General features: G+C 59.6%; 19 protein-coding genes. 4 read left to right on the forward strand and 15 right to left on the reverse strand.

Going from position 1 to position 15,261, the window contains the following annotated elements; all coding sequences use genetic code 11:
• Position 1: 1 nt before the first annotated feature.
• The gene (locus QZR30_RS03255; RefSeq protein WP_043050774.1) at positions 2–586 is read right to left on the reverse strand and encodes a YajG family lipoprotein; all 585 of its coding nucleotides are present in this window, start codon (positions 584–586) and stop codon (positions 2–4) included.
• A gap of 183 nt (positions 587–769) precedes the next feature.
• Here QZR30_RS03255 and QZR30_RS03260 point away from each other — a divergent pair, with 183 nt between their 5' ends.
• Positions 770–1,003, forward strand: a complete 234-nt coding sequence (locus QZR30_RS03260; RefSeq protein ID WP_046070942.1) for a hypothetical protein — start codon at positions 770–772, stop codon at positions 1,001–1,003.
• Between the two features lie 8 nt (positions 1,004–1,011).
• Here the strand turns inward: QZR30_RS03260 and QZR30_RS03265 are convergent, their stop codons facing one another.
• Entirely contained in the window at positions 1,012–1,332 is a 321-nt protein-coding gene (locus QZR30_RS03265) for a hypothetical protein (RefSeq protein ID WP_156382903.1), read from the reverse strand.
• A 395-nt stretch (positions 1,333–1,727) separates the two neighbouring features.
• Here QZR30_RS03265 and mqo point away from each other — a divergent pair, with 395 nt between their 5' ends.
• The gene (gene mqo / locus QZR30_RS03270) at positions 1,728–3,266 is read left to right on the forward strand and encodes a malate dehydrogenase (quinone) (protein ID WP_056845502.1); all 1,539 of its coding nucleotides are present in this window, start codon (positions 1,728–1,730) and stop codon (positions 3,264–3,266) included.
• Between the two features lie 103 nt (positions 3,267–3,369).
• On the opposite strand, the gene QZR30_RS03275 is transcribed toward mqo, so the two are convergent.
• From QZR30_RS03275 to QZR30_RS03285, 3 genes are all read right to left on the reverse strand, one after another.
• Positions 3,370–3,657: a PA4642 family protein gene (locus QZR30_RS03275; RefSeq protein ID WP_046070939.1), complete on the reverse strand. Its 288-nt coding sequence runs from the start codon at positions 3,655–3,657 to the stop codon at positions 3,370–3,372.
• A gap of 111 nt (positions 3,658–3,768) precedes the next feature.
• Positions 3,769–4,236, reverse strand: coding sequence for a WbuC family cupin fold metalloprotein (locus QZR30_RS03280; protein WP_046072646.1), 468 nt, complete (start codon positions 4,234–4,236; stop codon positions 3,769–3,771).
• A gap of 3 nt (positions 4,237–4,239) precedes the next feature.
• Positions 4,240–4,797, reverse strand: coding sequence for a hypoxanthine-guanine phosphoribosyltransferase (locus QZR30_RS03285; RefSeq protein ID WP_046070938.1), 558 nt, complete (start codon positions 4,795–4,797; stop codon positions 4,240–4,242).
• Between the two features lie 164 nt (positions 4,798–4,961).
• Between QZR30_RS03285 and upp the strand changes: the two genes are divergently transcribed.
• Positions 4,962–5,600, forward strand: a complete 639-nt coding sequence (gene upp, locus QZR30_RS03290) for a uracil phosphoribosyltransferase (protein WP_017138223.1) — start codon at positions 4,962–4,964, stop codon at positions 5,598–5,600.
• A 2-nt stretch (positions 5,601–5,602) separates the two neighbouring features.
• The gene (locus tag QZR30_RS03295; protein ID WP_005784866.1) at positions 5,603–6,877 is read left to right on the forward strand and encodes a uracil-xanthine permease family protein; all 1,275 of its coding nucleotides are present in this window, start codon (positions 5,603–5,605) and stop codon (positions 6,875–6,877) included.
• 126 nt (positions 6,878–7,003) lie between these two features.
• Here the strand turns inward: QZR30_RS03295 and hisC are convergent, their stop codons facing one another.
• From hisC to QZR30_RS03345, 10 genes are all read right to left on the reverse strand, one after another.
• The gene (gene hisC / locus QZR30_RS03300; RefSeq protein WP_311902935.1) at positions 7,004–8,056 is read right to left on the reverse strand and encodes a histidinol-phosphate transaminase; all 1,053 of its coding nucleotides are present in this window, start codon (positions 8,054–8,056) and stop codon (positions 7,004–7,006) included.
• Between the two features lie 3 nt (positions 8,057–8,059).
• Positions 8,060–9,382, reverse strand: a complete 1,323-nt coding sequence (gene hisD / locus QZR30_RS03305) for a histidinol dehydrogenase (RefSeq protein WP_043050768.1) — start codon at positions 9,380–9,382, stop codon at positions 8,060–8,062.
• Between the two features lie 127 nt (positions 9,383–9,509).
• Positions 9,510–10,145: an ATP phosphoribosyltransferase gene (gene hisG, locus QZR30_RS03310; protein WP_003188599.1), complete on the reverse strand. Its 636-nt coding sequence runs from the start codon at positions 10,143–10,145 to the stop codon at positions 9,510–9,512.
• A 214-nt stretch (positions 10,146–10,359) separates the two neighbouring features.
• Positions 10,360–11,625: a UDP-N-acetylglucosamine 1-carboxyvinyltransferase gene (gene murA, locus QZR30_RS03315; RefSeq protein WP_046070935.1), complete on the reverse strand. Its 1,266-nt coding sequence runs from the start codon at positions 11,623–11,625 to the stop codon at positions 10,360–10,362.
• Positions 11,626–11,648: 23 nt separating this feature from the next.
• Positions 11,649–11,888 (reverse strand): BolA family protein, encoded by a 240-nt coding sequence (locus tag QZR30_RS03320; RefSeq protein ID WP_003188597.1) that lies wholly within the window; start codon positions 11,886–11,888, stop codon positions 11,649–11,651.
• 114 nt (positions 11,889–12,002) lie between these two features.
• Positions 12,003–12,308, reverse strand: a complete 306-nt coding sequence (locus QZR30_RS03325) for an STAS domain-containing protein (protein WP_046070934.1) — start codon at positions 12,306–12,308, stop codon at positions 12,003–12,005.
• Entirely contained in the window at positions 12,305–12,952 is a 648-nt protein-coding gene (locus tag QZR30_RS03330; protein WP_046070933.1) for an MlaC/ttg2D family ABC transporter substrate-binding protein, read from the reverse strand. Before QZR30_RS03330 ends, QZR30_RS03325 begins: the two co-directional genes overlap by 4 nt.
• Before the next feature lie 11 nt (positions 12,953–12,963).
• Entirely contained in the window at positions 12,964–13,431 is a 468-nt protein-coding gene (mlaD, locus tag QZR30_RS03335; protein WP_003171814.1) for an outer membrane lipid asymmetry maintenance protein MlaD, read from the reverse strand.
• On the reverse strand, positions 13,431–14,228 hold the full coding sequence (gene mlaE, locus QZR30_RS03340; protein ID WP_274357968.1) for a lipid asymmetry maintenance ABC transporter permease subunit MlaE: 798 nt from the start codon (positions 14,226–14,228) through the stop codon (positions 13,431–13,433). The genes mlaD and mlaE overlap by 1 nt, the downstream gene beginning before the upstream one ends.
• Positions 14,228–15,037, reverse strand: a complete 810-nt coding sequence (locus QZR30_RS03345) for an ATP-binding cassette domain-containing protein (RefSeq protein ID WP_003216128.1) — start codon at positions 15,035–15,037, stop codon at positions 14,228–14,230. Before QZR30_RS03345 ends, mlaE begins: the two co-directional genes overlap by 1 nt.
• Positions 15,038–15,261 lie beyond the last annotated feature (224 nt).

Consider the following 15,261-nt stretch of genomic DNA (forward strand, 5'->3'; position numbering starts at 1 on the left):
TTTATTGCGCGCTGAGCAATTGGCCGATGCTTGGATCCTTGAACAGGCGGGTCAAGGCATCACTGAGCACGTCGCTGACCAACTTGGTGTTGGTTTCCTGGTTGGGCGACATCCCGAAGCGCTGGTTGAGCGAGGCGGCGTAGCGGCCGCTATAGCGACGGGTACCGGCGCTGACGTCGGACTTGAAGGTCGCACCGATGGACGCTTCGGTCACATACAGGCCTTCCTTGGGCGACTGATATTTCAGCTCAGCCAGGGTCACGGTCAGTTGCGGCACGCCTGGGGAGTTGGTCGGGGTAAAGCCCAGCAAGCGCACGGCGGCTTCAGCCTGGGCCTGCAACTTGGGCAGCACGTCCTGGCCGGTCACCGAAATCAGCGCAGTCTCAGGGTACAGACCGCCACGCGAACCCAGGGTCGGCGACGGGCGACCGTCTACCACTCGCACCGACACCGGCTGGCCATGGCCTACCGCGGCCAATGGCGCAGTGACTTTAGGTTGCGGGCTGAGTTGTTGCGGGCTGTTGGCGCAGCCAACCAGGGTCAAACTGGTCACAGTGATCAAACCGAACAACAGGCGTTGCAACATACTCATTTCTCCAGGACTGGGTGCAGACAGGCCGCCAGTATAACGGTGCACGCGCGCTACTCACCAGCGATCCTGAACGGCGGCTGAAGGCAGGGTGCAAATTACAAATTCGCATAAATTCGTCACCCCAGTGTCATGCCACACTGGCAACCTTCAAGCATGTAACGCAATAGGTACACAGCCATGCGCCTTCTCAAGACCCTGTTCATGTCACACACCCGTCACCGCCACTTCGCCCTGCTCGATGCCCAAGGCCATTGCCAGGCATTCAAGCAGTGCAGCCTGCCGCCGGTCGGTGAAGGTTGGGTCGAAGTGACAGAGACTCACCTGGGCTGGATGCACCGCCCACTGCCGGCCAGCGCCCGGGTCAGCCCACCGGTTTTTCGCGCACGGCACCGGCAAGTGTTGGCCTCCTGACCGAGGCGCTAATAAAAGTCATAAAACACGCCCATTTCCTTGGCGTTCTTCGCTACAATCTCCCCCCGATTATAAGGACGTCTCCTGATCGGGCCTCGCAGCATCGTTAATGCCCAGGCATTAGCCCCCAAAATCGCCCACAGAGAGCCGCCCACACAGATCGAGTGAAGCTGGCGTGCTTGCTGTTTCCTTTGCAAACCACCCGTCTTTGTCGAATCTGCCAGAGCTGCCATACGCTCGGCCACTTGAGTTGTTTGCCCGTTTTGCCGCATGTCGGCAGAGGTACGCGGGACAGGTGCCAGGCTGGGCAGCCCTTTTTTGAGGTTCACGTCTTCAAAAGAGCGTGAAAAAACGGGTTTTCACAACTTCACAAGAGTGTGGCGAGCAAATGAATAGTTTGGCGTTTGTACAAGCACCATCAGCGTCTGGGGCAGCCCAATTACACAGGATCGAGCCTTCTTCAAAAACCGGAGCTTGAGCCTGTCCGCTACGGATTGGTTGCACGAATCGCACGCTTTGACCATAAGTCGAATTGCCACAGGCGCCCATGAATGCGTTCATAGGCAGATTAGCCCGGCAGGAAGCGTGTGCTGAAGTTGCAAAGAATTGCGAAACGGACATGGCGATCCTGGCCATGGGTAACCTGGGGCAACACGTGAACCGCCCCGTCACTCCTGGCAGCCATGCCGTCAATTTGGTGCTGCAGATTTTGGAGACGCGTTAAATGGCGCATAACGAAGCAGTCGACGTAGTACTGGTAGGGGCCGGCATCATGAGTGCCACCCTGGCCGTACTGCTCAAAGAGCTCGACCCCGGCCTCAAGCTGGAAGTCGTTGAGCTGATGGACTCGGGTGCCGCGGAGAGTTCCAACCCGTGGAACAACGCCGGTACCGGCCACGCCGGGCTGTGTGAGCTGAACTACACGCCGCAGGCCGCCGATGGCTCCATCGACATCAAGAAAGCCGTGCACATCAACACCCAGTTCGAGGTGTCGAAGCAGTTCTGGGCGTACCTGACCAAGAAGGGCACTTTTGGCTCCTCCAAGTCGTTCATCAGCCCGGTTCCGCACCTGAGTTTCGTGCAGGGCGACAAAGGTGTGTCCTTCCTCAAGAAGCGCTTTGAAACCCTCAGCCAGCACCACGCGTTTTCGGACATGCACTACACCGAAGACCGCAGTGAAATGGCCGAGTGGATGCCGCTGATGATGCCGGGCCGCCCGCTCGACGAAAAAATTGCCGCCACGCGCGTGATGAACGGCACTGATGTCAACTTTGGCGCACTGACCAATCAGTTGCTCAGCCACCTGACCAGTTCGCCGGACGCCCAGGTCAAATACTGCAAGCGCGTCACCGGCCTCAAGCGCAACGGTGCGGGCTGGACCGTGAGCATCAAGGACGTCAACAGCGGCAACAGCCGTGATGTCGACGCCAAGTTCGTATTCCTCGGCGCCGGCGGTGCGGCGCTGCCGTTGCTGCAAGCCTCGGGCATCGAGGAAAGCAAGGGCTTCGGCGGCTTCCCGGTCAGCGGCCAATGGCTGCGTTGCGACAACCCGGAAGTGGTCAAGCAGCACCAGGCCAAGGTGTATAGCCAGGCCGCGGTGGGCTCGCCGCCCATGTCGGTGCCACACTTGGACACCCGCGTGGTAGATGGCAAGAAATCCCTGCTGTTCGGGCCTTATGCGGGCTTCACCACCAAGTTCCTCAAGCACGGCTCGTTCCTTGACCTGCCAATGTCGATTCGTGCCGGTAACATTGGCCCGATGCTGGCTGTGGCCCGCGACAACATGGACCTGACCAAGTACCTGGTCAGCGAAGTGCGCCAATCCATGGAACAGCGCCTGGAATCCCTGCGCCGCTTCTACCCTGAGGCGAAAGCAGAGGACTGGCGCCTGGAAGTGGCCGGCCAGCGGGTGCAGATCATCAAAAAAGACCCGAAGAAAGGCGGCGTGCTGCAATTTGGCACCGAGCTGGTGGCGGCCAAGGATGGTTCGTTGGCGGCGCTGTTGGGCGCGTCTCCGGGCGCTTCGGTCACGGTGTCGATCATGCTCGAACTGATTGAGCGCTGCTTCCCGGAGAAAGCAGCCGGTGAATGGGCGACCAAGCTGCACGAGATCTTCCCGGCACGGGAAAAGATCCTGGAGACCGATGCAGAGCTGTATCGCAAGATCAACACGCAGAACAACATCAGCCTTGAGCTGGTGGAGCCTGTAGGAGCGAGCTCGCTCGCGAAAAACGTCAACGATAACGCAGCGCAGGTGGATTAACGCGGCGCTCTCAGGTTCTTCGCGAGCAAGCTCGCTCCTACCGTTAAAAGCGAAACGCCCCGAACTCTTATGAGGCCGGGGCGTTTTTTTGTGGCCTGGATAATCAACCGCGGGCGTTGTCGATCAGTTCGATGTATTCGGCGGCGTTGCGCTGGTCCTTGATCAGGTCAACGAAGGTCTGGCCGTGCTCGTCCTTGCCATCCAAGTCCCAGCCTGCTTCCTTGAAAAAGCCCAGAAACCGTTCGAAGTCGTCGATACGCAGGCCGCGATAGGCCTTGATCAGTTTGTGCAGGGACGGCGAAGTGGCATCAACCGGCTCGAAGTCCAGGAACAACTTGATCTGCTCGTCGCCGATCTCGTCACCAATCACCTGTTTCTTATCTTTACGCATTACCGACTCCAGCCTGCAGACATTTACACGGGGCTTGAAGTCTACCTGCGGGACGCAGGCTTCGGAAGCGGCGAGAAAGCACCGTTTCCCCCACATTTGGATCTCAGTGGATTAATCGAACTGGGCAAGCATCCAGCGGTGATACTCAGCCATACCCGCCTCGCCTTCACGGGGCGCCCAGCTCGCCAGTTCACCTTCACCAACCGGACGGTAAGGGCCAGCCTTGCATTCAAACATCACGCTATCCGGCTCCAGCACCACCAGGCCATGAAACACCCCTGGCGACAGGTCGACACCCTGGCACTCTCCTCCAGCCTGAAGTACACGCTTGCTCAACACCTCGCCCGCGTCACTGAAAATCAGGATGCCCAGGCGGCCTTTGAGCACCAGCAGGGTTTCAGCTTTATCAGCGGTCAGGTGGCGATGAGGCTGCACATAAGTGTTGGGCTGCAAGCCAACTGCCATGCGATGACAAGGCTCTTGCATCTCATGAAAGTTGACGTTCTGACGGCCACGGGGATTAGCGGCCGCTTTCTCGGCCAACTCAGCAAACAGGGTCTGATCAAGAAAGCGGGCCATCATTTACATTCCTTTAACGGCAAAAATGCCATTGGCGTTACGCCAGTAGCCCTTGTAGTCCATGCCATAACCGAAGATATAGCGGTCGATGCACGGCAACCCGACGAAGTCGGCTTTCAGCTCAGGGCGGGCCTTGCGGTCGTGGTCTTTGTCGATCAGCACAGCAGTGTGCACTTTACGTGCGCCGGCGTGTTTGCAGAAGTCGATGATCGCGCCCAGGGTGTGGCCTTCATCGAGAATGTCATCGATGATCAGCACATCGCGGTCGATAAACGAGACTTCCGGCTTGGCCTTCCAGAACAGATCGCCGCCGCTGGTTTCATTGCGATAGCGGGTAGCGTGCAGGTAGGAAGCTTCCAACGGGAATTGCAGATGGGTGAGCAATTTGCCGGCGAAGATCAGGCCACCGTTCATCACGCAGAAGACCACCGGATTGGTGTCGGCCATTTCGCGGGTGATGTGTTCGCCTACCTTGGCGATCGCTGCTTCGACTTGCGCTTCGGTGTACAGGCAGTCAGCCTCGTGCATGATTTGACGGATATGCTCGAGATCAGCAGACATGGCGCTCTCCAAGGGGGTGCTGTGGCAAGAAAAGCGGGCGAAGGTACGCTTCTCGTGCGCTCCAATCAAGCCTTTATGGACTAACGTACTTGATGTCTATAGGACAACACCCTCGGATAGATTAATCTAGGCCGGTTTTTTTGCCCGCCGCCGGAGCCTTTCCCATGCCCACTCGCGAGATCCGCCACCCGCTGATCCGACACAAACTCGGCCTTATGCGCCGTGCCGACATTAGCACGAAGAATTTCCGTGAGCTTGCTCAGGAAGTCGGAGCGCTGCTCACTTACGAAGCCACCAAGGATTTACCCCTGGAGACCTACGAGATCCCCGGTTGGGCCGGTCCCGTACAAGTGGAGAAAATCGCCGGTAAGAAAATTACCGTCGTGCCGATTCTGCGCGCCGGTATAGGCATGCTCGAAGGCGTCCTCAGCCTGATCCCGGGCGCCAAGGTCAGCGCCGTGGGCGTAGCCCGCAATGAAGAAACCTTGCAGGCCCACACTTACCTGGAAAAACTCGTCCCGGAAATCAACGAACGCCTGGCCATGATCATCGACCCGATGCTCGCCACCGGTAGCTCCATGGTCGCGACCATCGACCTGCTGAAAAAGGCCGGCTGCAAGGACATCCGCGCCATGGTGCTGGTAGCCGCGCCGGAAGGTATCGCCGCCGTCGAGAAAGCCCACCCGGATGTGCAGATCTATACCGCGTCCATCGATGAGCGCTTGAACGAGCACGGCTACATCATCCCGGGCCTGGGCGATGCCGGTGACAAGATCTTCGGCACCAAGCAGAAGGACGCGTGAGCATGCAGGATGAATTCAACGACCCGCTTTGGCGCCAGATCCTGTCTGGCGCACAGATGCTCTTCGTAGCATTTGGCGCGTTGGTGTTGATGCCGCTGATCACAGGTCTTGATCCAAACGTCGCACTGTTCACCGCAGGCCTGGGCACGTTGCTGTTCCAGGTGGTGACAGGGCGGCAGGTGCCGGTCTTCCTGGCATCGAGTTTCGCGTTTATCACCCCGATCATTCTCGCCAAGGGCCAGTTCGGCCTGGCGGCAACCATGGGCGGGGTGATGGCGGCCGGTTTCGTCTACACGTTCCTGGGCCTGGCCGTGAAGGTCAAGGGCACCGGGTTTATCGACCGGCTGTTGCCGCCAGTGGTGATCGGCCCGGTGATTATCTCCATCGGCCTGGCCATGGCGCCGATTGCCGCCAATATGGCCATGGGCAAGTCCGGCGACGGTGCCGAGTTGATCCATTACCAGACGGCGATGCTGATCTCGATGCCGGCGCTGCTCACCACCTTGATCGTCGCGGTGTTCGGCAAGGGCATTTTCCGCCTGGTGCCGATCATTTCCGGGGTGCTGGTGGGTTTTGCCATGTCGTTCTACTTTGGCGTGGTCGACACCGCAAAGATCGCTGCTGCGCCATGGTTCGCCCTGCCCCATTTCACCGCGCCGGAGTTCAACTGGCAGGCGATCCTGTTCATCGTCCCAGTGGCCCTGGCCCCGGCGATCGAGCATATCGGCGGTGTGATTGCAGTAGGCAGCGTGACCGGCCGCGATTACCTGAAAAAGCCCGGCCTGCACCGCACGCTGCTGGGTGACGGCATTGCCACCACGGCAGCGGGGATGTTTGGCGGCCCGCCGAACACCACCTACGCCGAAGTGACCGGCGCGGTGATGCTGACCAAGAACTACAACCCGAAAATCATGACCTGGGCGGCGGTATTTGCCATCAGCCTGGCGTTTATCGGCAAGTTCGGCGCACTGCTGCAGAGCATCCCGGTACCGGTAATGGGTGGGATTCTGTGCCTGCTGTTCGGCTCGATTGCCGCAGTGGGGATGAACACGCTGATTCGCCACAGGATCGACCTGGGTGAAGCGCGCAACCTGGTGATTGTGTCAGTGACCCTGGTGTTCGGGATTGGCGGTGTGTTGGTCGGCACCGGCACCGGCCCGGATGATTTCGGCCTCAAGGGCATCGCGCTGTGTGCGGTGGTGGCGATTGGCTTGAACCTGCTGCTGCCGGGCAATGATGGCTGGAAGAACAAGAAGCCGGATGAACCGTTGATCTAACCATCGACACAAAACCAATGTGGGAGGGGGCTTGCTCCCGATAGCAGTGTCTCAGTCAATACAACTGTTGACTGACACTCCGCTATCGGGAGCAAGCCCCCTCCCACATTTGATTTTCAGCGTCTGTTAAAGCTCGCCAAGCCCGTCGATCAGCGCCTGGTTCTGCTCAGGCGTACCGATACTGATCCGCAGGAACTGGGCAATCCGCTCCTGCTTGAAGTGCCGCACGATCACCCCTTGCTCACGCAACTTGGCTGCCAGGCCGGCCGCGTCGTGTTGCGGGTGGCGAGCGAAGATGAAGTTGGCCGCTGATGGCAACACTTCAAAGCCTTTAGCCTGCAACTGCGCAACGAGCTTCTCGCGACTGTCGATCACCAACTGGCAGGTCTTCGCGAAATACTCACGGTCATCGAACGCCGCCGCCGCTCCGACAATCGCCAAGCGATCCAACGGGTAGGAGTTAAAGCTGTTCTTGACCCGCCCCAGCGCCTCGATCAGGTCTGGGTGGCCTACGGCCAGGCCCACACGCAAACCGGCCAGCGAGCGCGATTTGGACAGGGTCTGCGTCACCAGCACGTTCGGGTAACGGTCTACCAGGCTGATGGCGGTCTCGCCGCCGAAGTCGATATAGGCTTCATCGACCACGACGACCGAGTCCGGGCTGGCCTTGAGGAGCTGTTCCACCGCATCCAGCGCCAGTACGCAGCCGGTCGGCGCGTTCGGGTTGGGGATGATGATCCCGCCGTTGGGCCTCGCGTAGTCCGCCACGCGGATCTGGAACTGCTCATCCAACGGCACGGCGTTGAACTTGATGCCGTACAAGCCGCAGTACACCGGGTAGAAGCTGTAGCTGATATCCGGGAACAGCAGCGGCAGATCGTGCTGGAACAGACCATGGAAGATGTGCGCCAGGACTTCATCGGAACCGTTGCCGAGGAACACCTTGCTGGCGTCGATTCCGTAATACCTGGCCACGGCTTGTTTGAGCAGGTCGCTGTTGGGGTCCGGGTACAGACGCAGGTTGTCGTTCAACTCGGCCTGCATCGCCGCCAGCGCCTTGGGCGATGGCCCGTATGGGTTTTCGTTGGTGTTGAGCTTGACCAGTTTGGTCAGCTTCGGTTGCTCACCGGGTACGTAAGGCACGAGGTCCTTGACGAAAGGGCTCCAGAATTTGCTCATGTCTCAGTTCCCCTTCTCGTCAAGGATGCGATATTCAGCGCTGCGTGCGTGGGCACTCAAGGATTCACCGCGGGCCAGCACCGAGGCGGTCTTGCCCAGTTCGGAAGCGCCTTGGGGCGAGCAGAAGATGATCGACGAGCGTTTCTGGAAGTCATACACCCCCAGTGGCGACGAGAAGCGCGCGGTGCCCGAGGTCGGCAGCACGTGGTTCGGCCCGGCACAGTAGTCGCCCAGGGCTTCGCTGGTGTGGCGCCCCATGAAGATCGCCCCGGCGTGACGGATCGACGGCAACCAGGCCTGTGGGTCCGCTACGGACAGCTCAAGGTGCTCCGGCGCGATGCGGTTGGCCACCTCGATGGCCTGCTCCATGTCACGCACCAGAATCAGCGCACCGCGGCCATTGATCGACTTCTCGATGATCTCGGCACGCTCCATGGTCGGCAGCAGCTTATCAATGCTGGCGGCAACCTTGTCGAGGAACTCGGCGTCGGGGCTGACCAGGATCGCCTGGGCGTCTTCGTCGTGCTCGGCCTGGGAGAACAGGTCCATGGCGATCCAGTCCGGGTCGGTCTGGCCATCACACACCACGAGGATTTCCGAGGGGCCGGCGATCATGTCGATACCGACCTGGCCAAACACATGGCGCTTGGCGGTGGCGACATAGATATTGCCGGGGCCGACCACCTTGTCGACCTTCGGCACGCTTTCGGTGCCATAGGCCAGTGCCGCCACGGCTTGGGCGCCACCGATGGTGAATACACGGTCGACGCCTGCGATGCAGGCGGCAGCCAGTACCAACTCGTTGATTTCACCACGCGGAGTCGGCACCACCATGACCACTTCGGTCACGCCCGCCACTTTGGCCGGGATCGCATTCATCAGCACCGACGACGGATAAGAAGCCTTGCCACCCGGTACATACAGGCCAGCCCGGTCCAGCGGCGTGACCTTCTGGCCTAGCACGGTGCCATCGGCTTCGGTGTAGCTCCAGGAGTCCTGCTTCTGTTTTTCGTGGTAGCTGCGTACCCGAGTCGCTGCCACTTCCAAGGCTTCGCGCTGCGCGATGGTGATGCGTGTCAGCGCCAGCTCCAGGCGTTCGCGGGGTAGGATCAGGTCAGCCATGGATTTGACGTCCAGGCCGTCGAACTGACGGGTGAAGTCCACCAGCGCCGCGTCACCGCGCTCGCGCACGGCCTTGATAATGTCGAGCACCCGCTGGTTGACCGAATCGTCGGACACGCTTTCCCAGCTCAGCAGATGATCCAGATGATGGGCGAAATCCGGGTCGGCAGCGTTGAGTCGGGCAATTGCAGTGGACGTGGTCATAGCGAGGGCCTCATAGGATTGGCAAAAAACTCAGGCGCCCTAAACTACCGTTCGCTCCGCTTGGGCACCTGAGAATTCTGGCTATGAGGCGGATAGACGGGCGCAGCCTTTGGGCTACGCAGGTGAGTCAACCGCGGTGTCGAGACTCCACTGCCTTGCGCAGGGTGTCGATCAACGCCTGGATACGGGCGTGTTGCATCTTCATCGACGCTTTGTTGACGATCAGGCGGGAGCTGATGTCGGCAATGAAATCCTGCGGTTCCAAACCGTTGGCGCGCAGGGTGTTGCCGGTGTCGACCACGTCGATGATCTTGTCGGCCAGGCCGATCAGCGGTGCCAGCTCCATCGAGCCGTAGAGCTTGATGATATCGACCTGGCGGCCTTGTTCGGCGTAGTAGCGCTTGGCGACGTTGACGAACTTGGTTGCCACTCGCAGGCGGCCCTTGGGCTCGACATCGCCGACACGGCCGGCGGTCATCAGCTTGCACAGGGCGATACGCAGGTCCAATGGCTCGTAGAGGCCCTGGCCGCCGTATTCCATCAGTACGTCCTTACCGGCCACACCCAGGTCGGCGGCACCATGTTCAACGTAGGTCGGCACGTCGGTAGCCCGCACGATCAGCAGGCGCACATCGTCCTGGGTCGTGGGGATGATCAGCTTGCGGCTCTTGTCCGGATTCTCGGTCGGCACGATGCCCGCTTCAGCCAGAAGCGGCAACGTGTCGTCAAGGATGCGGCCCTTGGACAGTGCGATGGTCAACATGGGAACGTCAGTCCTTTATCAGGCTATTGCGGCCCGGTCGCAAATGGCGCCGGACACAGATCGAGGCCATGACAGCCTCGATTTGAAACAAACCAGTGTGTGTGTAGGAGCGAGCTTGCTCGCGAAGAACGTCAACGATAACGCGTTTACTCAGAGTCAACGCGGTGTACATGAGTTTTTCGCGAGCAAGCTCGCTCCTACAGTGCAGCGGGGGTTAGCCCGGTACGCGGCGGATTTTTGCGCCGAGCATCTGCAGTTTTTCCTCGATGCACTCGTAGCCACGGTCTATGTGGTAGATGCGGTCGATCAGGGTGTCGCCTTCGGCGCACAGTGCCGAGATCACCAGGCTGGCCGAGGCACGCAGGTCGGTCGCCATCACTGGCGCGCCCTTGAGCTTGTCGATGCCGGTGACGATGGCGGTATTGCCTTCGACCTGGATCTTGGCGCCCATGCGGTGCAGTTCATACACATGCATGAAGCGGTTTTCGAAGATGGTCTCGATCACAGCACCAGTGCCTTCGGCAATTGCGTTCAGGGAGATGAACTGCGCCTGCATGTCGGTCGGGAAGGCCGGGTATGGAGCGGTGCGCACGTTGACAGCCTTTGGCCGCTTGCCGTGCATGTTCAGCTCGATCCAGTCTTCACCGGTGGTGATTTCTGCGCCGGCTTCCTTGAGTTTTTCCAGGACGGCTTCAAGGATGGTCGGATCGGTATCCTTGACCTTTACACGACCACCGGTCACGGCAGCGGCGACCAGGTAGGTGCCGGTCTCGATACGGTCCGGCATGACCTTGTAGGTGGCAGTGTGCAGACGCTCTACACCATCAATGGTGATGGTGTCGGTGCCAGCACCGGAAACTTTCGCACCCATGGCGTTGAGGAAGTTGGCCAGGTCGACCACTTCCGGCTCACGTGCGGCGTTTTGCAGCACGCTGCGGCCTTTGGCCAGGGCAGCGGCCATCATGATGTTCTCGGTACCGGTTACGCTGACGGTATCAAAGAAGAAGTTCGCACCACGCAGGCCACCTTCCGGCGCCTTGGCCTTGATGTAGCCACCTTCGACGTCGATGATCGCGCCCATGGCTTCCAGGCCACGGATGTGCAGGTCGACCGGACGCGAACCAATGGCACAGCCGCCAGGCAGGGCCACTTCGGCTTCACCGAAACGGGCAACCATCGGGCCGAGTACCAGGATCGACGCACGCATGGTTTTCACCAGTTCGTACGGAGCGATCAGGGTCTTGATGGTTCGCGGGTCGATTTCGACTGACAGTTTCTCGTCGATCACAGGCTCAATGCCCATGCGCCCGAACAGCTCGATCATGGTGGTGATGTCGTGCAGGTGCGGCAGGTTGGCCACCGTCACCGGGCCATCGCACAGCAGGGTTGCTGCCAGGATCGGCAAGGCGGAGTTTTTCGCACCGGAAATGCGGATCTCGCCATCGAGGCGGGCACCGCCGGTAATAATCAATTTATCCATAAGAATCTCGACGCCTTGGGGGCTCAGGTGCGCTCGGCCCAGGCCGCGCGGCTGAAAAATTTCATAGTGACCGCGTGGATGCTGCCATCGGTGATCCACGGGTTCAAATGGGCATAGATCTGCTGTTGACGCTTGACCGGGCTTAACGCCGCCAGTTCATCGCTAATCACATTCAGCTGGAAATTGCAGCCTTCGCCTTCAACTTCAACAGTCGTTTCCGGCAGCTTTCCTTCAAGGAAGCTCTTAACTTCTAGGGCCTGCATGCTCAACCTCTATCGGCGCCCAGTGCGCACGGGTCGCACATCATACAAAAAAGCCCCGCGCCTGCGAACCCCGCATAGCAGGACTCTGACGGGGGGCTTTCCTGAAAGTGTGTATTAAGGATGCGCCAGCAGCTCGGTCAGACCAGAAACCTGGGCAATCTCACGCATGTCTTCGGGCAATGCGCGGATGCTGACCGGCTTTCTGACCGCCTCGGCATCGCGCATGAAGCACAGCAACAACGACAGGCCGACACTGCTGGATTTGGTCACCGCCGAGCAATCGAGTACCACTTCGGGCGCCTTGCTGGCCTTGATCAGCGCCTGGCCCTGCTTGCGCAGGTCAGGCCCGGTACGGTAATCCAGCACGCCGCTGAGGAACAGCTCGCCGGCGTCGCCGATACGAACAGCCGACTCGGTCATTGCGCAGGCTTCCCGGCAGCTTTGTCGGTTTCTTCCTTGGCCTTGGCCACTTCACCGGCCCAACCGTTGATGGTCTTGTCCAGGTCATTGCCATTGCGCTGCATCGCATCGGCGAACTGGTCGCGGAACAGCTTGCCGATGTTGATGCCGTTGATGACTACGTTGCGCAGCTTCCACTCACCGTTGATTTTCGTCAGGGTGTAGGACACCGGATAGATCGCGCCATTGCTGCCCGAGACTTTCATGCCGACCTCGGCACGGTCGCCCGACTCCTCCTTGGCAGGGTCAACGACGATACCCTGGTTGTTGTATTCCAGCAGAGCGTTGCCGTAGAACTGGAACAGGCCACGCTTGAAATTTTCCTGGAACGTCTGCATCTGCGCCGGGGTTGCCTTGCGCGAATACTTGACCGTCATGATGCTTTTGGAAATGCCTTCGGCATCGACCACCGGGCCAACAATCGTGTTGAGTGCTTCGTAGAATCGGGAAGGGTCTTGTTTGTATTGCTCTTTGTTGGCCTTCAGGTCGGCCAGCATCCGGTTGGTCGTGTCCTGCACCAAATCGTGCGCAGAACCTGCCGCGTTGGCCATCAGCGGCAACGCTGCAAGCAGTACCAGCAGGCCACGTCGCAAGGTAGAGATCATGAACAGATTCCTCATTTGGCGTCTTTATTGACCGTATTGAGCAGGAATTTACCGATCAGGTCTTCAAGCACCAGCGACGACTGCGTGTCGTGGATGGTCGAACCATCCTTGAGCAGGGCTGTTTCCCCGCCCACGCTGACGCCGATGTACTTCTCGCCCAGCAGACCCGCAGTGAGGATAGATGCCGTGGAGTCAGTCGGCAGGTTATCTACCTTCTTGTCCAACTGCATGGTCACTCGCCCGGTGAAGCTGTCGCGGTCCAGATCGATTGCCGTGACCTTGCCGATGGTAACGCCGGCCATGGTCACTTTAGCTCTGACCGTCAAACCGGCGATATTGTCGAAGTACGCGTAAAGTTTATAAGTATCGGCGGTGGGGCTGGCCGAAAGGCCGCTGACTCGCAGGGCCAACAACAGTAAAGCCAGGATGCCAGCCAGCAAGAAAAGGCCGACACCGATTTCCACAGTGCGGTTTTGCATCAGAAATCTCCAAACATCAAGGCGGTCAAAATGAAGTCAAGGCCCAGTACCGCCAGCGAGGCGTACACAACGGTCTTGGTGGTGGCGCGACTGATCCCTTCTGAGGTGGGCTCGCAGTCATAGCCTTGGAATACGGCAATCCAGGTCACCACAAAGGCAAAGACAACGCTCTTTATGATGCCGTTGAGCACGTCACCGGTGAAGGTGACGCTGTTTTGCATGTTGGCCCAGTAGGAACCGTCATAGACGCCCAACCAGTCAACCGCCACCCACGAACCGCCCCAGATACCCACCACGCTGAAAATCATCGCCAGCAATGGCAGGGAAATGAAACCGGCCCACAGGCGCGGGGCAACAATGTACTTGAGCGGGTCCACGCCAATCATTTCCAGGCTGGACAGCTGCTCGGTGGACTTCATATTGCCGATTTCGGCAGTCAACGCCGAACCTGCACGCCCCGCGAACAACAAGGCGGTCACCACCGGACCAAGCTCACGCAGCAGGGTCAGGGCCACCATCTGGCCTACCGCCTGCTCCGAACCGTAGCTGGACAGGATATTGAAGCCTTGCAGCGCCAGCACCATGCCGATGAACACCCCGGAGACCACGATGATCACCAGGGACATCACGCCGACTGCATGCAACTGCTTGAGCAGCAGGCCAAAGCCGCCGCCGATGCCACCGCGGCCCAGCAGGGCGTGGAACAGGAAAATGGTCGAACGCCCCAGGACTTCGACGATGTCGATGCCCGAGCGACCGAAAAGGCGAACCTTCTCGATAAGAGATGTCTTGCGCATCAGCGCTTCCCCAGAAGATCTGAGCGGTAGTCCGCTGCCGGAAAGTGAAAAGGCACCGGGCCATCGGGATCGCCGGTCATGAATTGGCGAATGCGCGGGTTATCGGCGTTCATCAACTCTTCAGGCGTACCCTGCCCCAGCACCTGGCCATCGCCCACTACATACAGGTAGTCGGCGATGCTCGCGGTTTCGGCCAAATCGTGGGACACCACGATACTGGTGATCCCCAGTGCGTCGTTGAGCAGACGGATCAGGCGCACCAGCACGCCCATGGCGATCGGGTCCTGGCCAACGAACGGCTCGTCGTACATGAGGATCTGCGGGTCGAGGGCGATGGCTCGCGCCAGCGCGACACGGCGCTTCATGCCGCCTGACAATTCGTCCGGCATCAGGTCGATGGCACCGCGAAGGCCCACGGCCTGCAGTTTCAGCAACACGATGTCACGAATCATTTCATCGGACAGCTGGGTGTGCACCCGCAGCGGGAAGGCTACGTTTTCGAAAACATCGAGGTCGGTGAACAGCGCGCCGCTCTGGAACAGCACGCCCATATGCTTGCGAGCATCGAACAGATCGCTGCGCGACAGGGTCGGCAGATTCTGACCGTTGACCCACACTTCGCCCGCACTAGGCCGCAATTGCATGCCCATCAGGCGCAACAGGGTGGTCTTGCCGCAACCGGAAGGCCCCATGATGCCCGTGACCTTGCCGCGAGGAATGCGAATATCGACGTTATTGAAGATGCTGCGCGTCCCGCGCTTGAAGGAAAGACCCTTCAGCTCGACCGCGTAGGCGTTATCGGCACTCATCTAATCTCCTTGGGATGCAGCCTTTCACTCAGACACCATGTGTGCGACTTTGGTTTGCAAAGGATGCGCAATAGTTAGGCACATGGGTTGGGTGGACCGAACTGGCGGCGAACTATATCACTGCTGGTGCAGAGCCCCCAAGGCCGGAACAGCGCTCGTTCAGATTTGAGACAGGGGAAAAACGTTGCCTGCTATGTTAAGGACGGTGATTTTCATGTACCTCG

The organism is Pseudomonas sp. rhizo25, from assembly GCF_031931935.1.
GTDB classification, from domain to species: Bacteria; Pseudomonadota; Gammaproteobacteria; order Pseudomonadales; family Pseudomonadaceae; genus Aquipseudomonas; species Aquipseudomonas synxantha.